Source organism: Paenibacillus sp. FSL E2-0201 (assembly GCF_037963325.1).
GTDB lineage: Bacteria > Bacillota > Bacilli > Paenibacillales > Paenibacillaceae > Paenibacillus_AQ.
The window spans coordinates 4,785,199-4,803,291 of record NZ_CP150154.1; the positions used below are offsets into that span (position 1 = coordinate 4,785,199).

General features: G+C 40.6%; 16 protein-coding genes. 7 read left to right on the forward strand and 9 right to left on the reverse strand.

From position 1 onward, the window contains the following. The first annotated feature begins 131 nt into the window (after nt 1–131). The 3 genes from NSU15_RS21845 to NSU15_RS21855 all read left to right on the forward strand — a co-directional run bounded on the left by NSU15_RS21845 (nt 132) and on the right by NSU15_RS21855 (nt 3,338). Nucleotides 132–1,322 carry a coenzyme F420-0:L-glutamate ligase gene (locus NSU15_RS21845; RefSeq protein ID WP_339287505.1) on the forward strand — a complete coding sequence of 397 codons (1,191 nt, stop codon included), beginning with the start codon at nt 132–134 and terminating at the stop codon, nt 1,320–1,322. 96 nt (nt 1,323–1,418) lie between these two features. Further along, a complete protein-coding gene (locus tag NSU15_RS21850) occupies nt 1,419–2,318 on the forward strand; it encodes a LysR family transcriptional regulator (protein ID WP_339287506.1) in 900 nt (299 codons plus the stop codon). Nucleotides 2,319–2,396: 78 nt separating this feature from the next. Next, nucleotides 2,397–3,338: an NAD(P)H-binding protein gene (locus tag NSU15_RS21855; protein ID WP_339287507.1), complete on the forward strand. Its 942-nt coding sequence runs from the start codon at nt 2,397–2,399 to the stop codon at nt 3,336–3,338. Nucleotides 3,339–3,916: 578 nt separating this feature from the next. Here NSU15_RS21855 and NSU15_RS21860 read toward each other — a convergent pair. The 7 genes from NSU15_RS21860 to NSU15_RS21890 all read right to left on the reverse strand — a co-directional run bounded on the left by NSU15_RS21860 (nt 3,917) and on the right by NSU15_RS21890 (nt 14,206). Beyond that, nucleotides 3,917–5,056: a 5-methyltetrahydropteroyltriglutamate--homocysteine S-methyltransferase gene (locus tag NSU15_RS21860; protein ID WP_339287508.1), complete on the reverse strand. Its 1,140-nt coding sequence runs from the start codon at nt 5,054–5,056 to the stop codon at nt 3,917–3,919. A 127-nt stretch (nt 5,057–5,183) separates the two neighbouring features. Further along, nucleotides 5,184–5,957 (reverse strand): ABC transporter permease, encoded by a 774-nt coding sequence (locus tag NSU15_RS21865; RefSeq protein WP_339287509.1) that lies wholly within the window; start codon nt 5,955–5,957, stop codon nt 5,184–5,186. Further along, nucleotides 5,935–6,918, reverse strand: a complete 984-nt coding sequence (locus NSU15_RS21870) for an ABC transporter ATP-binding protein (protein ID WP_339287510.1) — start codon at nt 6,916–6,918, stop codon at nt 5,935–5,937. Before NSU15_RS21870 ends, NSU15_RS21865 begins: the two co-directional genes overlap by 23 nt. A 234-nt stretch (nt 6,919–7,152) precedes the next feature. Continuing rightward, nucleotides 7,153–8,256, reverse strand: a complete 1,104-nt coding sequence (locus NSU15_RS21875; RefSeq protein ID WP_339287511.1) for an alpha/beta hydrolase — start codon at nt 8,254–8,256, stop codon at nt 7,153–7,155. A gap of 114 nt (nt 8,257–8,370) precedes the next feature. After that, on the reverse strand, nt 8,371–10,068 hold the full coding sequence (locus NSU15_RS21880; protein ID WP_339287512.1) for a glycoside hydrolase family 3 N-terminal domain-containing protein: 1,698 nt from the start codon (nt 10,066–10,068) through the stop codon (nt 8,371–8,373). Nucleotides 10,069–10,107: 39 nt separating this feature from the next. Further along, nucleotides 10,108–11,460, reverse strand: coding sequence for an MFS transporter (locus NSU15_RS21885; RefSeq protein ID WP_042129991.1), 1,353 nt, complete (start codon nt 11,458–11,460; stop codon nt 10,108–10,110). 247 nt (nt 11,461–11,707) lie between these two features. Continuing rightward, on the reverse strand, nt 11,708–14,206 hold the full coding sequence (locus NSU15_RS21890; protein WP_339287513.1) for a helix-turn-helix domain-containing protein: 2,499 nt from the start codon (nt 14,204–14,206) through the stop codon (nt 11,708–11,710). 207 nt (nt 14,207–14,413) lie between these two features. On the opposite strand from NSU15_RS21890, the gene NSU15_RS21895 reads away from it, so the two are divergent. From NSU15_RS21895 to NSU15_RS21905, 3 genes are all read left to right on the forward strand, one after another. Further along, entirely contained in the window at nt 14,414–15,754 is a 1,341-nt protein-coding gene (locus tag NSU15_RS21895; RefSeq protein WP_339287514.1) for a histidine phosphatase family protein, read from the forward strand. Between the two features lie 152 nt (nt 15,755–15,906). Next, a complete protein-coding gene (locus tag NSU15_RS21900) occupies nt 15,907–16,056 on the forward strand; it encodes a hypothetical protein (protein ID WP_339287515.1) in 150 nt (49 codons plus the stop codon). Nucleotides 16,057–16,075: 19 nt separating this feature from the next. Beyond that, nucleotides 16,076–16,810, forward strand: a complete 735-nt coding sequence (locus NSU15_RS21905) for an SDR family oxidoreductase (protein WP_339287516.1) — start codon at nt 16,076–16,078, stop codon at nt 16,808–16,810. 56 nt (nt 16,811–16,866) lie between these two features. On the opposite strand, the gene NSU15_RS21910 is transcribed toward NSU15_RS21905, so the two are convergent. After that, nucleotides 16,867–17,055: a hypothetical protein gene (locus tag NSU15_RS21910; protein ID WP_042129995.1), complete on the reverse strand. Its 189-nt coding sequence runs from the start codon at nt 17,053–17,055 to the stop codon at nt 16,867–16,869. Between the two features lie 74 nt (nt 17,056–17,129). Continuing rightward, nucleotides 17,130–17,753, reverse strand: coding sequence for a hypothetical protein (locus NSU15_RS21915; protein ID WP_339287517.1), 624 nt, complete (start codon nt 17,751–17,753; stop codon nt 17,130–17,132). A gap of 97 nt (nt 17,754–17,850) precedes the next feature. Here NSU15_RS21915 and NSU15_RS21920 point away from each other — a divergent pair, with 97 nt between their 5' ends. After that, complete coding sequence (locus NSU15_RS21920; protein WP_339287518.1) at nt 17,851–18,051, forward strand: hypothetical protein; 201 nt, start codon at nt 17,851–17,853, stop codon at nt 18,049–18,051. Nucleotides 18,052–18,093: the final 42 nt, after the last annotated feature.

Sequence of the window (18,093 nt, forward strand, 5' to 3'; positions counted from 1 at the left end):
CTATAAACTGTTTTTATATTAGATATTATAAACATTAATTTTACTTATATCGCTCTAAAAGGGTATAGTAATATAGGCTTTACAACCATTTTAATTATATAGAGTATACCCTTACAAGAGGAGAGATCATATTGGAAAGAGTAGTTGGAACAGTGGTACGTGGACTCCGCGGGCCCATCATTAACAATGGGGATAACATTGAAGAAATCGTAGTTCAAACCGTATTGAATGCTGCAAAAGTCGAAGGTTTCTCGATCGAGGATCGTGACATTGTAACCGTAACCGAATCCATTGTGGCTCGGGCACAAGGTAACTATGCGACGATTGACCATATTGCTGCTGATATTAAAGGGAAATTCGGCGAGGAAACCGTGGGTGTTATTTTCCCAATCCTTAGCCGTAACCGATTCTCTAACTGCTTACGCGGTATTGCCAAAGGGGCAAAAAAAGTAGTCTTAATGCTAAGCTATCCAGCTGATGAAGTGGGCAACCATCTTGTAGACATCGACGAATTAGATGCTAAGGGTGTTAATCCATGGACGGATGTGTTAACAGAGGCTCAATTCCGTGAGTTTTTCGGCTATATTAAGCACCCATTCACAGGTGTTGACTATATCGAATATTATAAAGGTTTGATTGAAGCTGAAGGTGTGGCTTGCGAAGTCATCTTCTCTAATAATCCAAAAACTATTCTAAACTACACAAAACATGTATTAACTTGTGATATTCACACACGGTTCAGAACAAAACGTATTCTCATGAGCAATGGTGCTGAAAAAGTGTTTGGTCTGGATGATATTCTTACACAAGCCATTGATGGCAGCGGCTTTAACGAAGCTTATGGTCTGCTGGGATCCAATAAAGCAACAGAAGAAAGCGTGAAGCTATTTCCAAATAACTGCCAACCTATCGTGGATGGTATCCAAGCAAAAATCAAAGAAATTACAGGTAAAACTGTAGAAGTTATGGTTTATGGCGATGGTGCATTCAAAGATCCGGTCGGTAAAATATGGGAACTGGCAGATCCAGTTGTATCCCCTGCTTACACTGCAGGACTTGATGGAACACCAAATGAAGTGAAATTGAAATATTTGGCAGATAACAACTTCTCTCATCTTCGTGGTGAAGAGCTGAAACAAGCCATTTCTAAATACATCCAGAATAAAAACGATGATCTGGTTGGTGCAATGGAAGCACAAGGGACTACTCCTCGTAGATTAACAGACCTTATTGGATCACTGTCTGATTTGACTTCTGGCAGTGGAGATAAAGGAACACCAATGATTTATATTCAAGGTTATTTCGATAACTATACAAAATAAGATTAGTACAGCATAGGGATAGGAAGTCTCTAAACGAGGCTCTCTTTTTTACTTGCTGGGTTATAATAAAGCAAACAGCGGTAAGCGGAGGATCCTATGAACATAAGAAGGATTAAATATTTTATTGATCTCGTTGAATGCAGAAATTTTACCGAAACAGCTAAAAAGAACTATGTATCGCAGACCACCATTAGTCAACAAATCGCCGCGCTTGAAGAGGAATTCAACATTCAATTGATTGACAGAAAGCAGATCCCTATCGAGCCAACCAAAGCCGGATGGCTTTTCTATGGCGAAGCTCTCATCCTCTGGAAGCAATATAACCATATGAAGATGAGCATGGAAAACTTTCAAAAGTATAATACGCAATCCCTGAGTATCGAATATGCGGCGATGACGGATATCCAAAGCTTGTTGAAATTGATTCCCTCGTTTCAGGATCATCATCCGAATATTAAGCTGGAACTGAATAAAGTATTGCTAAAAGATATTGCAGAATACTTGCTAAAAGGGATTTACGACGTAGCTATTGCCTTTGACTCCGAGTTTCATGGAAAAGAGGATATTGTAACCTATCCCTTATATAAGGGACGTTATTGTGCGGCTGTGAGTCATCGCCATCCTCTTTTTCATCATGAATCTATCGCCAAAGAGGAGTTATATGAACATCCACTAGTCATGCTGAATCCAACAGCTATTGGAAACTCTTATCATCTAATGATCCAGCATGCCATTGAAGACGGCTATCAGCCGAATATCCTTCGAACCGCAGATGATGTGGAGACAGAATTGTTTTATATCATCACGGAGAATTTGATTGGCTTTTTTCCGGATAACTATCAGCTCGCCTATCTTCAAGATAAAGTCCGGTTAATCCCATTAGACGATTCACACCATACCTTTGCTATCGAAGCAGGATATCTTAAAAACAATACAAACCCTGCCCTGCCCTCCTTCCTTCAGCAGATCCAAATTGGTTTTAGCAATCGACCATAAGTTTTATGTGTTAGACTATGTTCTTTTTTTCACATACCATAAGGATATAATTCATATCCACAAGGAGTGACGATGATCATGGGTAAATTATTGTTGACGGGTGTCGATGGAAATCTAGGGAAACAAGCTGCAGAATATTTGTTGAAACTGGTAGATAAAGATCAAATCATTTTTTGCGCCTACGATCCAGCCTGTTTGAAAGAATATGCGGAACAAGGGATTGAAACACATGTGACCAACTTTAATAACAAGGAAGGCCTTACCGAAGCTTTTGCTCATGCTGATAAACTTGCTCTGATCTCCATGCCTTTTGTTGGGGAGAAACGCCAAAATGCACACAGAAATGTGGTTGATGCAGCCAAAGAAGCCGGTGTCAAACAGATCATTTATACTTCTCTAGTAAACGCGGCTGATGAAACCAATCCAAGCGTTGAGAAAATTGATCATATTTATACCGAACATTATGTTCAAAGCGTAGGGCTCGATTATATCTTCCTTCGGAATTCCCAATACGCGGAAGCGATGATTACCAATTACTTCACGTATGTGAAGGGTGACGGGGTATTAACGAACAATCAAGGTGACGGTAAAATGGCTTATATCTCGCGGAAGGATTGCGCAAAAGCCGTTGCGTATGCCTTAGCCTCCAATAATTATCAGGAAGCGATTCTAAATATCAACGGGCTTGAATTGATGACAATTACCGACTTCATTAAGATTGGTAATGAAGTAACGGGTAATCATATCACCTACAAAGAAAACACGGATGAAGAGAATTATGCCGTATTCGAAGCAATGGGCGTGCCTAGAACCACCGATGGGGCATTTAAAGATGGATCGGAAGCGCCGTATTCTTCTGAAGGTATGGTTACTTTTGGACAGGCAATCCGTGAAGGAAAAATGGATATTTTTACAGACGACTTTAAAAATTTGACGGGGCAAGATCCACTGACCGTGAAATACATGTTTGAACATGCCGATGAATTTCAGGTTGGCGAAAGACATGCTAAAGACAATTAATAAGTGGCACCTTATACCTCTTAGACTAAATCACCCCCGTTTAATAAACGGGGGTGATTCCTTTTATACTGAGGATGGCACAAAAACAACCCGTTTTCCAAGGTCAGAAGGAGCATTCCAAGCTTTCTCTACTTACTGAACACACACAATTTTCTGCCATTGCAACCACAATCGTGGGTAACTCAGCAAGTGCCGCTATTTCCAAATTAATTCTCTGTCTCTCTGCTCCGTAAAGCTCAATCATATGCTCGTCTGGAGATAATTAGGGAATTCCTCCCTTATTATCAGAGGATTCTGGTCATCAGACTAATAATTAGGGAATTCCTCCCTGAAATTCGACTGATTTGACGGTAAATCTTGATTCCACTCTGTTTTTTAGGGAGAAATTCCCTAATTTCATTCACTTAGAGTAATTATCGGCTTTTATTAGGGAGGTTTTCCCTAATTACTCTCAATTCACTGGTATAGTGTAAACTAGCCAAGAAAATTCACGTATTCACTCTATATCAAAAAACACCTTAAACCGAGCGGATGAACATCCGTACGGCTTAAGGTGTTTTTTCAACTGTTAACTTATATTAATTCCAGATCTCTTCAGCAATCTCTTTGATATAAGCAAGCTTGCGCCATTGCTGCTCTTCTGTCAGGTGGTTGCCTTCTTCCGTGGATGCGAAGCCGCATTGTGGGCTCAGGCAAATCCGGTTTAGATCGACATATTGCTTCGCTTCCTCAATACGCTTCAAAATATCTTCTTTGCTCTCCAACTCACCAAATTTAGAAGAGAACAAACCAAGCACGACTTGCTGATTCTCTTTTAGGAAGCGTAATGGTTTGAAATCGCCTGCCCGTTCTGTATCAAACTCCAGATAGTAACCTGAATAGTTATTGATGTTCAGAAGCGTTTGTGCGATAGGTTCATAACCTCCACCAACGCCAGCATAAGTTGAAACATAATTTCCTCGGCATACATGTGTTGTTACAACGAGATCTTCCGGCAGACCAGATACAACTTCCTCGTTCAATTGCGCAAGCTCGTTCGCATATTCAGCTACATTCACACCAATCTGATTCATAAAAGCTATAAACTGTTCGTCGCATAGCGCTCCCCACGTGCAATCGTCGATTTGAATGCTGCGGCAGCCCGCTGCATAAAAGGCAAGAATCGACGCTTTATATGCTTTAGCAATATCTGAAATTAACTCTTCACGATTTGGGTATATTTCATTTGTGCTTTCCTTATTTTCTGCCCGGTCTAGCTCGAACAGGAATTGCGCAGCTGCAGGAATCGATTGACGAGCTACAACGTCCTCACCAGCAGCGCCTTTTAAAAATTCATAATGCGATACAAAAGGATGGCTGCTATAGCTTATTTTTCCGGTCAATCGGGCTGTTTCTGGTCTCGACTTCGCACCGTTAAATTGGTAGCCTTGATCAATAATCGTCCGCTCTACACCGTCAAAGCCCCAAAAGAAGTCAAGATGCCACCAAGAGCGGCGGAATTCTCCGTCGGTTACAGCTTGAAGACCTACTTCTTTTTGTTTCTGAACCAGCTTAACAATTTCGTTGTTTTCCACTTCCTTAAGCTGCTCAGCGGTAATTTCCCCGTTCTTGTATTTTAATCTAGCTTCTTTCAATGCCTGAGGGCGCAGGAAGCTTCCTACAATATCATATCGAAATGGGGTAACGGTTCGCTTTTTAGGTTCGGTTTGAATGCTCATATATTAATCTCCTCGTAAAAAATTATTAGAATTAATATAGCATATCCGATGGCTTATACCGTTACACCAATGAGCTATGGCAGGCTATAAGTATTAGCTATACCTAAAGAATAAACGAATGCGTGTGCTAATATTGTCCCAGAAGGCCTTTCTTCATGGCTATTTTCTCACAGCGATCAAACACAACGAGTCCTAGAATCAAATAAACCAGCGAATTTAATATTAATACGCCATAATCTGATAAAGGTATATCCGTTAACGTTAGATTCTCCAGCATCACCGTTCTGACCATATTCACTCCTTTAACGAACGGGGCAAAGGCTAAAAACGGAGCAACAGTTATCGGAACAAATACAAGTCCCATCAAAACGAATTGAAAAATCTGCAGAAATGCTTGAATTTGTTTCACAATAATAGCTAATCCAGCAATCATAAAGCTAACGCCTACCATACTTATCATAGTAACAATAATGATTGGGATCGTTGTCATGGGGTTAAGACTCAACCACTGTCCGGAGGTTAGCATCGCACCAAACAGCAACAGGATCATAATAACAGACTGTAAGCCTAACTGACTGACGATCCGCGTGAGCATAATTTTCCATACCCCCATGGGAGACATATATAACTGCTCTAACGTTCCACGCGTCGCTTCCGTGATTACCGAATAACCAATAAAGTTCATCGTCATCATCGTTAAGCTCCAAAAGACTACACTTATAATGGAGTATTGAACATTCATATCAAAGCTGGCTGGATCCCCAATGAACATAATGCCAAAAAATGCACCTAGAAATATAATATAAAACGTGGCTACTAAGGCAATCGTGTTCGGCAGATAACGTTTCATCTCAATATATTCCTTACGAAAATTCGCATTAAATAAATGGAGCCATTTCATGCGTTTTACCTCCCTTCACAATCTGGATAAATACTTGTTCAAAATCAATAGTTATACGATCAATACTTTCTACCATTGTTTCTTCCTCTTTTAGAAGATCAAACAGCTCGTAGATGTCCTGACCATGCTCTAAATTCACTTCCACGATGTTTTCATGGGAGCCTGCTTTATAAGTACTTAAAGGGAATCTACTTAAAGGTTTATTCTCCTGCTTTAGGCTTAATTGCTCACCCAGCTTAATGGAATATGCCCTTGTATCAAATAACTTAAGTAAGTTCTCTACCCTGTCGTCAATCACGACTTCACCCTTGTTAATGATAATGGCACGGTCACACAGCTCCTGAACGACGGGCATATCATGTGAGCTGATAATGATCGTACGTTTTTCTTCCCTTACTATTGTTTTTAGAATATTTCGTAATTCATAACTAACCTCAACATCCAAACCGAGCGTTGGCTCATCCAGTAAAATGACATCCGTGTTAGCCAATAATGCCACAGCGATAGCTAGCTTTTGTTGCATCCCCCGAGATAATCCATTGACCAGCTCATTTTCCTTTTCTTTAAGGTTGAATTGCTCTAATAATTTATCCGCTCGATCGGCAACTTGCTTTCGTGAGTACCCCCGATTACCTGCAAAATATTCTAGGTTTTCACGAACGGTAAGACGCCAATATAAATTTCGGTTTCCCTCTAATACAGCACTAATATGCTCAAGCGCTTTAAGTCTCTTCTTACAAATATCTAGGCCATTAATGGATATAGAACCCCCATCCGATTCCAACAAACCACAGAGCATCTTTATCGTTGATGTTTTCCCAGCACCATTTGGCCCTAGTAAACCTAGAACCTCTCCACGATTCACATGAAAAGAAACATCACGAACGGCATGGATCTTCTCTTTCGTCTTTCTTTTCTCGTACACCTTGCTAATCCCGCGTACCTCTATAATTTTCTCCACCTAATAACCATCCTCTCCCGTACGATTTATATAAGTAATTCCATTGATAAATTTAATTTTATTTTAGTATCTAGATTTAAATAACTGGCTTCAGATGGAAACTTCCTCCGTCTGAGGAATGAGATTTGGGTATGGGGTATGTTTTTTACAAATACGACGAAAAGACACATCTCTTGAGATGTGTCTGGAATTTTATTTTCTTCACGAAAAAGAACTTCTACTGTCATGCAGTTATTATCCAAAAATGCGCTTAATTCCTTTAGCGATTTCATTCATACAATCCTCCGCTTGTGGATAAATACCGATTTTATCCATGAACGCGTGGTCCACTCCATTATAGCGGATATACTGTGTATTAACGCCTGCACGTTGTAGCTTTCTAGCGTAGGCTTCGCACTCAAGTGTCAAATAATCATACTGTGCAGTAATAATTAACGTGTCAGGCATACCGCTTAAATCTTCTACTAATAAGGGAGAAGTATAAGCGCTTGTTGCAGGAACCTTACCTTGTAAATAAATATTGTCCAGCATAGATGTCATATCACCCATACCCATCAATAGCCCCTTGATCAGCTCATGGTGATTGTTAATCGTGTACTCTTCGATATTCCATTCGAAATCATCTGTCGCTGCCCCAGCCATGTTCACCGTCGGATAAAGCAATGCTTGGAATTTAATCATACCTGTTCCTAAATCTCTATCCTTCATCGCGCATACCGTTGATAAGTTCCCGCCTGCACTATCGCCACATACTACGATTTGATTCGGATTTACATTTAGTTCTGCTGCATGCTCATATACCCAGCGAACAGCATCGAAGCAATCGTTAAATCCTGCAGGGAACGGATGCTCAGGTGCAAGGCGGTAATCCACCGAAACAACAACTGCATTTGCTTTCTCAGCAATTGCTTTACAAGGATTCTCCACTACATCCAAAGTACCTCCTAGGAAACCGCCACCATGGAAGAAGACTACCGCTGGGACATTCGAGCCTTCAGCTGGAGAATAGATCCGAACTGGGATAGAGCCCTCTGAACCTTCTATATCTCTCGATTCTGTACGAATATCCGTTGATGTTACATCTGTATTCGGCCAGCCCATCATTGCGCGCATCCCCTGAACCATTGCCATTAAATCGAACTCTCCCTCAGGTGGCTTGCCCATCGCAGCCATCTTTTCAGCACTTTCTATTGTTGTCTGCAACACGCGAGCGTCCATTTCTCCCTCAGCATCTGAATCCGGAAGCTTTTTAATCATCATATCTAGACCTTTCACGTTCTTAACCTCTGTCCGTCTTTCTAGTTCCGCCAATAGATTTTCATATATATTTTTTTCCATGATATGCTTCATCTCCCTAGTTAAATTCTTTGGTTTTATCAATTATTTGGAATAGATCATCATGTGTTTGCAATGTAAAATGTGATCTCCCTCATTCATTCGCTTCTAAAACCATTACAATTTAGTCTCCCAATAGGTACAGAATGGATCTACAGGATTTACCCCTTTGAACGGCGAGCGTCCTAACAACTTCTCCACCAATGCTTCATATACATACTCACTTGAAGAGTACGTATTAATAAATGTTTTCACCTGTGGTACATCTTGTAAATGGTAAGGACTTGCTGTGGAAATGAACAAGGTAGGTAACTCTTGTAAGAACCACGGCATATCAGCACCCATAGGCGGTGCCCAGTTAATTCGCACGACCGTTTGATTACTCATCGTTACGATATTGGCACAATAAATAGCTAGATCATATTTATCTGTTAAACTTTTAATGGAAGTCATCATCCAACTAAAGTCCAAATTTTCTCTATTAAAGATATCAACTACAAATCCCTCACGCTCTAGCTGCTCCACCAAAGTACGATAGGAAACTTCACTGCTATAATGCCCTACCTCATCGCCAAGTGAGAAGAATAATATGCGCTTATGACGTTCTGGACTAATGGGTAGTAGAGACTGTGTATCTTTCACTAGTGTAATAGCTTGGTCTGCACACTCCTGTGCCCACTTCTCATGCTCTTCACATTTCATCACTGAAAGTGCGTCCAGACCTAGAACAAGCTTATCTTCTTGTTGCTTACGATGTAAACCAAGAGAAGCTTTAAGTGCTAGAATACGTGTAACTGCTTCATCGACTCGCTTCATCGTCAAAATTCCATTCTCGATTCCTTCCTTCATATACTTATAATCTTCAGGCATGTTGCGGTTAAAAAGAAACATATCACAACCTGCAGCAATCGATTTAGGAACTGCGATTTCACGTTTCATCGCCATCGTGAACCCTGCCATTGTAGCAGCATCCGTCACGATCATCCCATTAAAGCCAAGCTTGTCACGCAGTAATCCGTTTAACAATTCAGGTGACAATGTCGCAGGCATTAACTCTTCATCACGAATGTCAGGCGAGAGTGCTCGTGAATAAGCTGGCAACATAATGTGACCAATCATCACCGTCATTGCGCCTTCATCAATCAATCCCTTATATACCATGCCGTATGTTTGATCCCAATCCTCTACTGAAAGCGAATTGATTGAAATGTGTAAATGTTGATCCCTATCATCCACACCATCCCCAGGGAAATGCTTAATGGATGCAGCAACGCCGTTCTCTTGTACCCCTTTAACATAAGCCTTACCCATACGTAAGACCCTCTCAGGATCAGAGCCGTAGGTACGTATATTTGTAATCGGATTTCTAAAATTCATATCGATGTCTACAACGGGCGCGAATGCCCAGTTGCAACCTACTGCTTTCCCTTCCCGCCCTGCAATCTGCCCAAGGCGGTACCCCATCTCTTCGTTGTCAGTTGCTGCAACCTGCATTTGCTTACCAAAGTAGGTACCTTCAGAAGCGATCCCATTACCTCCAGCTTCCAAATTCGCCGATACAAGCAAAGGTATTCGAGAATTTTCTTGCAGATAACGATGAGTGGATTGAACGCCTACACCCTCCCCAGGCCGATACATAATACCACCTGGCTGATAGTTCTCAAGCATATCTTGTAATTCAGTTTGATCATCATTCATCCCTAGGGGGCAGAATAGCTGCCCAACCTTAGCATCCAAATCCATTGACTCCAGCGTGTTCTTAACCCACTGAATATCCTCATTTTGTAAATAAAATGGCTTTCCCTTCAAGTCCATTATGATATACCCTCCACTTTAATTAATTATAATTCTTATTTAGGCTTCAATTCCCGTGTTGCCTCTACGAGCTGTCAAGTCACTAATCATTTGGGGCTCATCTTTATCTAGCTTATAGAACAGGAATAATAGAATAACAACGATATTCGCAATTAAGGGTAACCATACAAAATTGAATTCAATTGCTAGCAAAGCCGATGGCGCTTGCACTTGATTCGGTGCATATTTCCCTAAGGCTAGAACCCAAGCTGCAATCGCACCCCCGAGCCCCATTCCGAACTTAGCACCAAAACTGCTTGCGGCAGATAGTAAGCCTGGTGCCCTTACTCCTGATTTCCATTCTCCATAATCAATCGTGTCAGCAATCATCGCGAACAGTAGACCAAATGCAAAGCCCCCACCAAAATTACTGATTATGACACCCGTTAATGCAACAGGAACAGACATCATCTGTGCACCTAGATAGATAATGACTTGCCCCACGATACCAATGCTCATACCTATAAAGACCGCATTACGTTTACCTAATTTCTTACTTAAGAAAGGAACTAGTACAATCGCAAGCAACATTAGAACATTAAGGCCATTAACAAGCGGAATTAAGTCTTCTCTACCTAGGTTATATTTAAAGTAATAAATCGTAGCAGGACCCTTTGCTGTAACTCCGATAAATACGAACAGCCCAGTAGCCAAAAGGATCCACCAAGGTGTGTTCCCTTTAATTGCTTTTATTCCTTCTTTAAAAGGGACTGGACGATTGCCGTCAATTTGAACACGTTCCTTTACATTTTTAAATGTAATCAGAAAAAATACGACCGCTACACCAGCATAGATCATCATCGTTAACATAAAACCCTGTTTTTGATTGCCTTTTCCTAACGCATCAACAAGAGGCAGAGTCGCAATACTGACAAATATAGCGCCTACTTGCGCCAGAATCATACGAACCGATGACACTACCGTTCTTTCCTGTGAATCACTTGACATGCTTGGCAAAATCGAAGTGAGTGGCAAGTTAATACCTGCGTATAAAACATTCAGTAGAATATAGGTAACATACGCATAAGCCAATTTTCCTGTATCCCCGAAATCCGGCGACAGAAATGCAAGAATTGCAATTGCCGCGAACGGAAACGATAACCAAAGGAACCAGGGTCTGGATTTCCCATATTTTGAAGTCGTACGGTCAATCAACACTCCAAATATCGGTCCGTCGAACGCATCAATAATTCTCGCTAAAAGGAATAAGGTTCCTACAGCTGCGACATTCAACCCATATACATCTGTGTAGTAAAACATTAAATATAAGGTAACCGTTTGGAAAATAAGATTAGAAGCCGTATCTCCTAGACCATAGCTAATTCTTTCTTTCCATGAAACTTGTTTATTCATACACATACCCCCTGTAAATATCATAGTAAGGAAGCTTCGAGAACCGTAAATGTAATCCCTTACATTTGTGATTATAGACAATTTTTATCCATTCAACTTTCCGTTTCTTAATCAAAAATAGACCAAATTTCATGATTTTTTTATCAGTAAATTAAACGCTTTCAATAAAATCATAAAAAAGGGCTGACCCAAATCCATGAAATGGATTGCTTGGGTCAGCCCTTTCTGAGTGTAATGATTAAAAGTACTATGCATCATACACAGGCCATAGTTCATATAATCGAACCTCATGAGGGTTCAATTCACATTTAATATCAAGCGAGCCTTGGATATCAATCGTCTTCCTCACTTGATTGGGTACAGCCTTACGATTCAAATAGGCCACTTCATCTGCATCTAGTGAACTTGGAGCACCCATCTCAAGCCATGTATCATAGGCGCTGCCGTGATCCCGATTTATAGTAGTTTGACGAAGCTTGTATATACCACTTGGTATTCCTTGGATTGCAAAACTCATCTCTAAATTATTCGTGTCTCTGAAGACGTGATATCGATTCAAGGCGTCAATTCCTAGTGAATCAGACGTACCATACAATCGATCAAAATGACAATAATGGTAGACCATCAATTGATAGCCTTGCGACGATTTAGTGAGACAATATCCAGCGCCAAGCTCCATTAGGCGATCACCAAGCTTACCTAACAACTCATAAGCATAATAACCTGGCTTTTGGATTCCATTGCTCGTTATTAAGCCTAATCCACCATGAAACGTTTCCTCTGCTGGTGGCAGCTCCTCCAGTAAGTCCGTCAAGGACCAGTAAGCTAAGCTCTGCAGTTCATCTAGATTCTCAAGTACATTCTTCACAATATAAGCTGCTTTATAACAGGTATCATTCGTCAAATCGCGATGAAATGGTGTTGAATTCCATTCCGTTACATGAATATCAGGCAGGTGCGAGAGCTTTGCTTTCAGTTTATTTTTTAACAAATGAATCGTTTCATTCAAATAATTATCATTACTTAAGTGTATCCAAGATATTGGTTTATCTATTAATCGCTGCTCTCGTACTGGATAACTGTGAAACGAAATAACGTCGGGAATACAATGATTTGTGATACAGAAATCTAAATAATGATCTAACCAAGACTCTTGATATACCGTTTCTGAAAAAAGATCTGGCCCCCCCATTTGGAATTTAGGGCAGCTCACTTTAACAGCTTGATAAGTCTGAATATACATTTCTCCATAATCCTCAAATGTATCCGGCCAAAAAATTTGCAGATCAGGTTCATTCCAGCATGCAAAATACCAATGCTTCATCTCTTCTTCGCCATACCGGTTTTTACAGAACAAGAGTAATTGTTCCACGAGCTTTCTCCACTTTCCTATATCCTTGGGTTTACTTAGATTACTCTTCTTATAGAAGAAAGAAGACTCACTACTCGCTAAATCTTTAGGCATGAAGCCAAATTCAATATAAGGGCGTAGTCCAATGCTTCGTATGAAATCTATTAATTGTCCGACATAGAAGAAATTAAATATCGGATTGCCTTGTGTATCCTCACGATAGACCATCATCTCATCATCAAATATCCCATGAAACCTAATATGACTAAACTGGACCTTTCCCTGAATCAACTTTAAATGGGATTGCACTTCACTCATTAAAATTTCCTTCGCCTTGCTTATCGTACATATTTTTCGCCAATAAGGTTTAAACACCTTACTCTTACCGGAGAGCTGCACCCTAATTTCTTTTGTGACTACACCTTTTTCAAGCGTCTTATCGGCGATTTGCTGACCAGATGAAGGTAAATACTTGAACAACGCCTCATACGCATTCTCACGATCAAAATCCAAGTAAGTTGCATAATCATTTGAAGTCAGACTCTCATGCGCTTCATGCCTTTGCAAATCCTTACGGTATTGGATCGGTGTTATTTTATAAACTTCCTTAAACACCTTGTGAAATGACTTCAAACTCGGAAATCCATGGTCCATAGCAATTTGAGTAATGGAATGATCCGTGTAAGTAATATCTCTGACAGCATGCCTCAATCGAAGCTGATTGACATACTGACTAAAGGACTTCCCCATACTTTTTTGAAAAAAACTAGATAAATACGGAACCGATAAGTGTTCCTGCTCCGCAATATCGAACAAGCTAAGTGATTTCATATAGTTGCCTTGGATATAGTTCACAATACTTAACATACGCTCTGTATACTTGGAACCAATTCGACTACTACTATCTTCGCGACTCTCTCTGAATTTCCAAAGCAGTATGTATATTAGCTGCAATAATAACGACTTAATTTTGATCTCATAGCTATAATTTTCTTTGTTATATACCCACATCATTTCGGCTAATAAAGTGCGAATTTCATTAAATTTCTCTTGTTCTTCCTCTCCATATAGAAAGGATTTGCATAGGAACCTAACTTGATCGATTTCTGCAAATTCAGTTTTAATGAATGAAATGGGAATTTGCAAGGCAAGTACCAAATTATTCTCATGGGATTGGATGGAATGAACTTCATTGCTGTTGATGATCAAGACATCTTCTTCTTGTAGGGTAAATCTTTTCTTTTCAATATAGACATCGACTTTCCCTTTCAGAACGAACAGTAACTCAATGCTGTCATGCCAGTGGTCCTCCACAAATTGCGCATTATGAAGAAATATATTAATTGGCAAATCATTGTTCATTTGAATGCTTTCATAAACGTAATCCAAAGCCACCGTTCACCTCTCTTCATCCGATGCTCGTAAATTCATTTTTATATAATAGCTTTTTTTAATTTGGATATATAAGTACATCTCACATTCATACGAAACACGAGAAAATACGCCTTAATTTTGCTTAAAAAATGGATATTTTGAATTTGATCCCCTCGATATAATTACAATGTTAACGCTTTCAAAATAGATAGTAAAGGGGATATATGTATGAACAAGCGTTTATCTAAGTTATTTACTGTCATGATGGCTTTCTTCGTTTTAAGTTCATTTAGTGTAGGCAATGTAGGTGCAAATGCAGATAATACCGCTAAAAAAGAAGACCAAGAGATTACTTTCTATCTGGTACGGCATGGAGAAACGATATTTAATGTACAAGAACGTATGCAAGGGTTCTCCGACTCTCCTCTAACAGAGAAAGGAATTGAAGTAGCCGAGAATCTAACCAGAGGCTTGAAGAACATTCCGTTCGTTGCCGCGTACAGCAGTACGAGCGAACGGGCAAGCGACACGGCCGATATCGTTCTTGATGGCCGCAATCTCAAGCTGATCAAAGACAAGCGGTTGAGAGAAATCAATTTCGGTGACTTAGAAGGCGCTTATCAAGCAGATGTTATGAAGCATACAAACGTTGCTTCGTTCAAGAAGTTCGATTATACCTCGGTGAACGGCGAGAATATGCAAGGCGTGTTCGAGCGGGCTAAAGCATCGCTGGATCAAATGGTTGAAGCAAACAAAACAAAAGGCGGGAATGTGCTTGTCGTTTCGCATGGCATCACCATTCTCGATTTGGTCATGGGTCTCGACCCGAAAGCCTGGGATATGAGCAAGGGCGGCTTGCCGAATTCCAGCGTAACGAAGATTCAGTGGAAAGACGGCAAATATGCGGTGCAAAAAGTCGGCGATCAGAGCTATGCGGAAAACGGTCAAAACAAGCTCACGTTCTACTTCGTTCGTCACGGCGAAACGCTGTTTAACGTGCAAAAAAGGATGCAGGGCCTCTCGGATGCTCCGCTCACGGAAGAAGGCATCAAGGTAGCCGAGGACCTGGCACGAGGCTTGCACGACATTCCGTTCAGCGCAGCTTACAGCAGCTCTAGCGGACGTGCGATAGATACGGCCGATTCCATTTTGGAAGGCCGAAACATGATTCTGAAAACGGATAAACGCTTGAGAGAAATGAACTTCGGTGACTTGGAAGGCGCTTATCAAGCAGATATTATGAAGCATACAAACGTTGCTTCGTTCCAGAAACTCGATTACACCTCGGTGAACGGAGAAAACATGGCTCAGGTTTTTGTCCGGACAAAAGCGGCAGTAGACCAAATCATTGCCGATAACCAAGGGTCAAAAAAGAATATCATTGTCGTTTCCCACGGCATCACCATTTTGGATTTGGTCATGGGTCTTGATCCTAACGCTTGGGATATGAGCAAAGGTGGTTTGCCGAATTCCAGCGTGACGATCGTGGAATGGGAGAACGGCAAGTTTACGGTAGGAAAAGTCGGTGACACCAGCTATTTGGAAAAGGGCAAGGCACTTTCACATTAAGAAGTAGAACTGGTGCACACCTGTCTGCACAAGACAGGTGTGCACCAAATTAAAGGGAGGGGGCAGTTAGACTGCCCCCTCCCTTTACCCTTCCCACTGAATTGACTTCCTGTTCATTTGAATAAAGATCTCAAGGAAATGAATTGGGGAACATGGAAATTACGGTAGCTTCAGGTGGTATATTCGGAGCTATCCTTCAACCTATGGCAGGTAACTTAATCGCTAGCGAAGGCTGGAGATATACCTACATCTTTTTGGGCATATTAGTAATGGCAGTTGTTATTCCAACAGTTATCTTTTAATTCGTTAGGAGAATATAAAATGAGAAGATTAGATAATAAAGTGGCTATTATTACAGGTGGGGCTTCCGGTATTGGTGAAAGCATGGCAGATCTGTTTGCTCAAGAAGGTGCTATCGTTATTGCCGCAGATATCAATGAGGCAGCGCTAGAGAAAGTAAGCCAGAAACAGAATGTTTATGGAATGAAATTGAATGTTGCCTCAGATGAGGATTGGAAAGTGCTGGCAAAGGAAGTACATGATCGTTTTGGTAAGATTGATATTCTTGTCAATAACGCAGGCATCTCTTCTGAAAAACCATTTGATCAAATCGATATTGAGGATTGGCAGAAAATCAATTCCATCAATGGTTATGGCCCGTTCGCTGGGATTAAACATGTCACGCCTTATATGGCAGCTCAAAAGAAAGGTTCGATCATCAATATTTCTTCTTATACAGCTCTGATCGGTCAAGGCTTTAATCACTACTCGGCATCCAAAGGCGCAGTTCGCGCATTATCTAAAGCGGCTGCTACAACCTTCGGCCGTCAAGGTGTACGGGTAAACACTCTATTCCCTGGAATTATTGAAACGCCAATGACTCAAGCTTTAAGTACTTCAAAGGATTTGCTAGACCAATTGATTCAGTCAACACCTTTGCAGCGTTTGGGTCAAGCCATCGATATTGCCCAAGCGGCGTTATTTCTGGCAACAGATGAATCTTCATACATTACAGGTTCGGAAATAGTCATCGACGGAGGATACTCAGCTCAATAACGATAATGACAGCCCTCAAGATAAATGAGGGCTGTCATTTTTTCATTACAAGACCATTAGAAGATCCATATGAGTAAGAAAATAACTGCAATTATTGCCACCACGATGAACAGATTGATTACCTCGCTCCAAAATCCCGGAACACCTTGTGTATGATATTTTTGCGCATTGACATCATGGTTTGCTTTATGACCGCCAGGGTCCGTCACATTCGGATTAGGTCCTGGATCAAAAAAGTCAGACATAGAAATCAACACCTTTCTCGATTATAAACCATATTATACCAGTTAATTCCCTTTTTAAAAATAATCTCCATTGCTCAAATCATTTGAGAATAAAAATAAGGTAAGTGTTTCATTGATAGAGCTTTTTCGATTAGTTCTTGATCGTAGCCATATTTTTGCAATGCAGTAATAATCGCTTGTGTCCTGTCTGATCGTTGTCTTCTTAAATTTGATTCTAGCTGTATTTCTAGAGGAACTGTAGGAATAGTATACCGTCCGATTGTCACATTCCTAAAATGATTCCAAATGAATTGTCCACCTTCCCATATTCCATCGCCATCCATAGAATCAGGAATGCCCGCTGAATTGGAGATATGAACGACTTCCACTTTAAACCCATCGATGATCCAACTCCCCTTTGTCCATGAGAAGCCCGAAGAAAAGGTCTGAGTGTATGCAGGTTCTTCTAAAGAGGATAACCAGTTCTCCCCATGAGGGAATTCACATTTATCCAGCAAGGAATATTCCTTCAGAAGTTCTGCAAATTGTGCAATCCCTTCTTTATTTTTTGTATAAATATCAACGTCTCCCGGAGTCATTTCACAGCCCTGTAATACCGAACCCACTGAGCCCACCAAGATCCATTCTAATTTTGAATTTACCTCCGGTGAAAAATAAAGCTCACATACCTTTGACAATGCTGTTTCCCAGCTATTCATAATTCCACCCCAAATTGACTAGTAAGTTCGAGTACATGAAACCTCAATAACCTCAGGTGCGTTAAAGAACTATACAAATTCACAGGAGGTTTTTAAAATGAGATACAGTGCTGCAGGCGCGCGAATAACCTGTCCTTGTTGTCAAAACGATACCTTTGATCTGGATTATAAACTGCTTAACACAAGCGGAGCATCCTTTCTAGGATTTGACTGGGCGAATAAAAACGCTGCTATACTTATTTGTAAGAGATGCACCCATATCTCATGGTTTATGGAAGAACCAACATCAGATAAATAAACACTACCAGATTTTTCTACATCTTCATTATAAAATATTTCT

Coding starts and splice junctions, on each gene's coding strand:
- NSU15_RS21905 (WP_339287516.1), top strand. CDS start 16,076: ATGAGAAGATTAGATAATAAAGTGGCTATTATTACAGGTGGGGCTTCC.
- NSU15_RS21855 (WP_339287507.1), top strand. CDS start 2,397: ATGGGTAAATTATTGTTGACGGGTGTCGATGGAAATCTAGGGAAACAA.
- NSU15_RS21915 (WP_339287517.1), bottom strand. CDS start 17,753: ATGAATAGCTGGGAAACAGCATTGTCAAAGGTATGTGAGCTTTATTTT.
- NSU15_RS21865 (WP_339287509.1), bottom strand. CDS start 5,957: ATGAAATGGCTCCATTTATTTAATGCGAATTTTCGTAAGGAATATATT.
- NSU15_RS21850 (WP_339287506.1), top strand. CDS start 1,419: ATGAACATAAGAAGGATTAAATATTTTATTGATCTCGTTGAATGCAGA.
- NSU15_RS21900 (WP_339287515.1), top strand. CDS start 15,907: ATGGAAATTACGGTAGCTTCAGGTGGTATATTCGGAGCTATCCTTCAA.
- NSU15_RS21875 (WP_339287511.1), bottom strand. CDS start 8,256: ATGGAAAAAAATATATATGAAAATCTATTGGCGGAACTAGAAAGACGG.
- NSU15_RS21885 (WP_042129991.1), bottom strand. CDS start 11,460: ATGAATAAACAAGTTTCATGGAAAGAAAGAATTAGCTATGGTCTAGGA.
- NSU15_RS21895 (WP_339287514.1), top strand. CDS start 14,414: ATGAACAAGCGTTTATCTAAGTTATTTACTGTCATGATGGCTTTCTTC.
- NSU15_RS21860 (WP_339287508.1), bottom strand. CDS start 5,056: ATGAGCATTCAAACCGAACCTAAAAAGCGAACCGTTACCCCATTTCGA.
- NSU15_RS21910 (WP_042129995.1), bottom strand. CDS start 17,055: ATGTCTGACTTTTTTGATCCAGGACCTAATCCGAATGTGACGGACCCT.
- NSU15_RS21880 (WP_339287512.1), bottom strand. CDS start 10,068: ATGGACTTGAAGGGAAAGCCATTTTATTTACAAAATGAGGATATTCAG.
- NSU15_RS21920 (WP_339287518.1), top strand. CDS start 17,851: ATGAGATACAGTGCTGCAGGCGCGCGAATAACCTGTCCTTGTTGTCAA.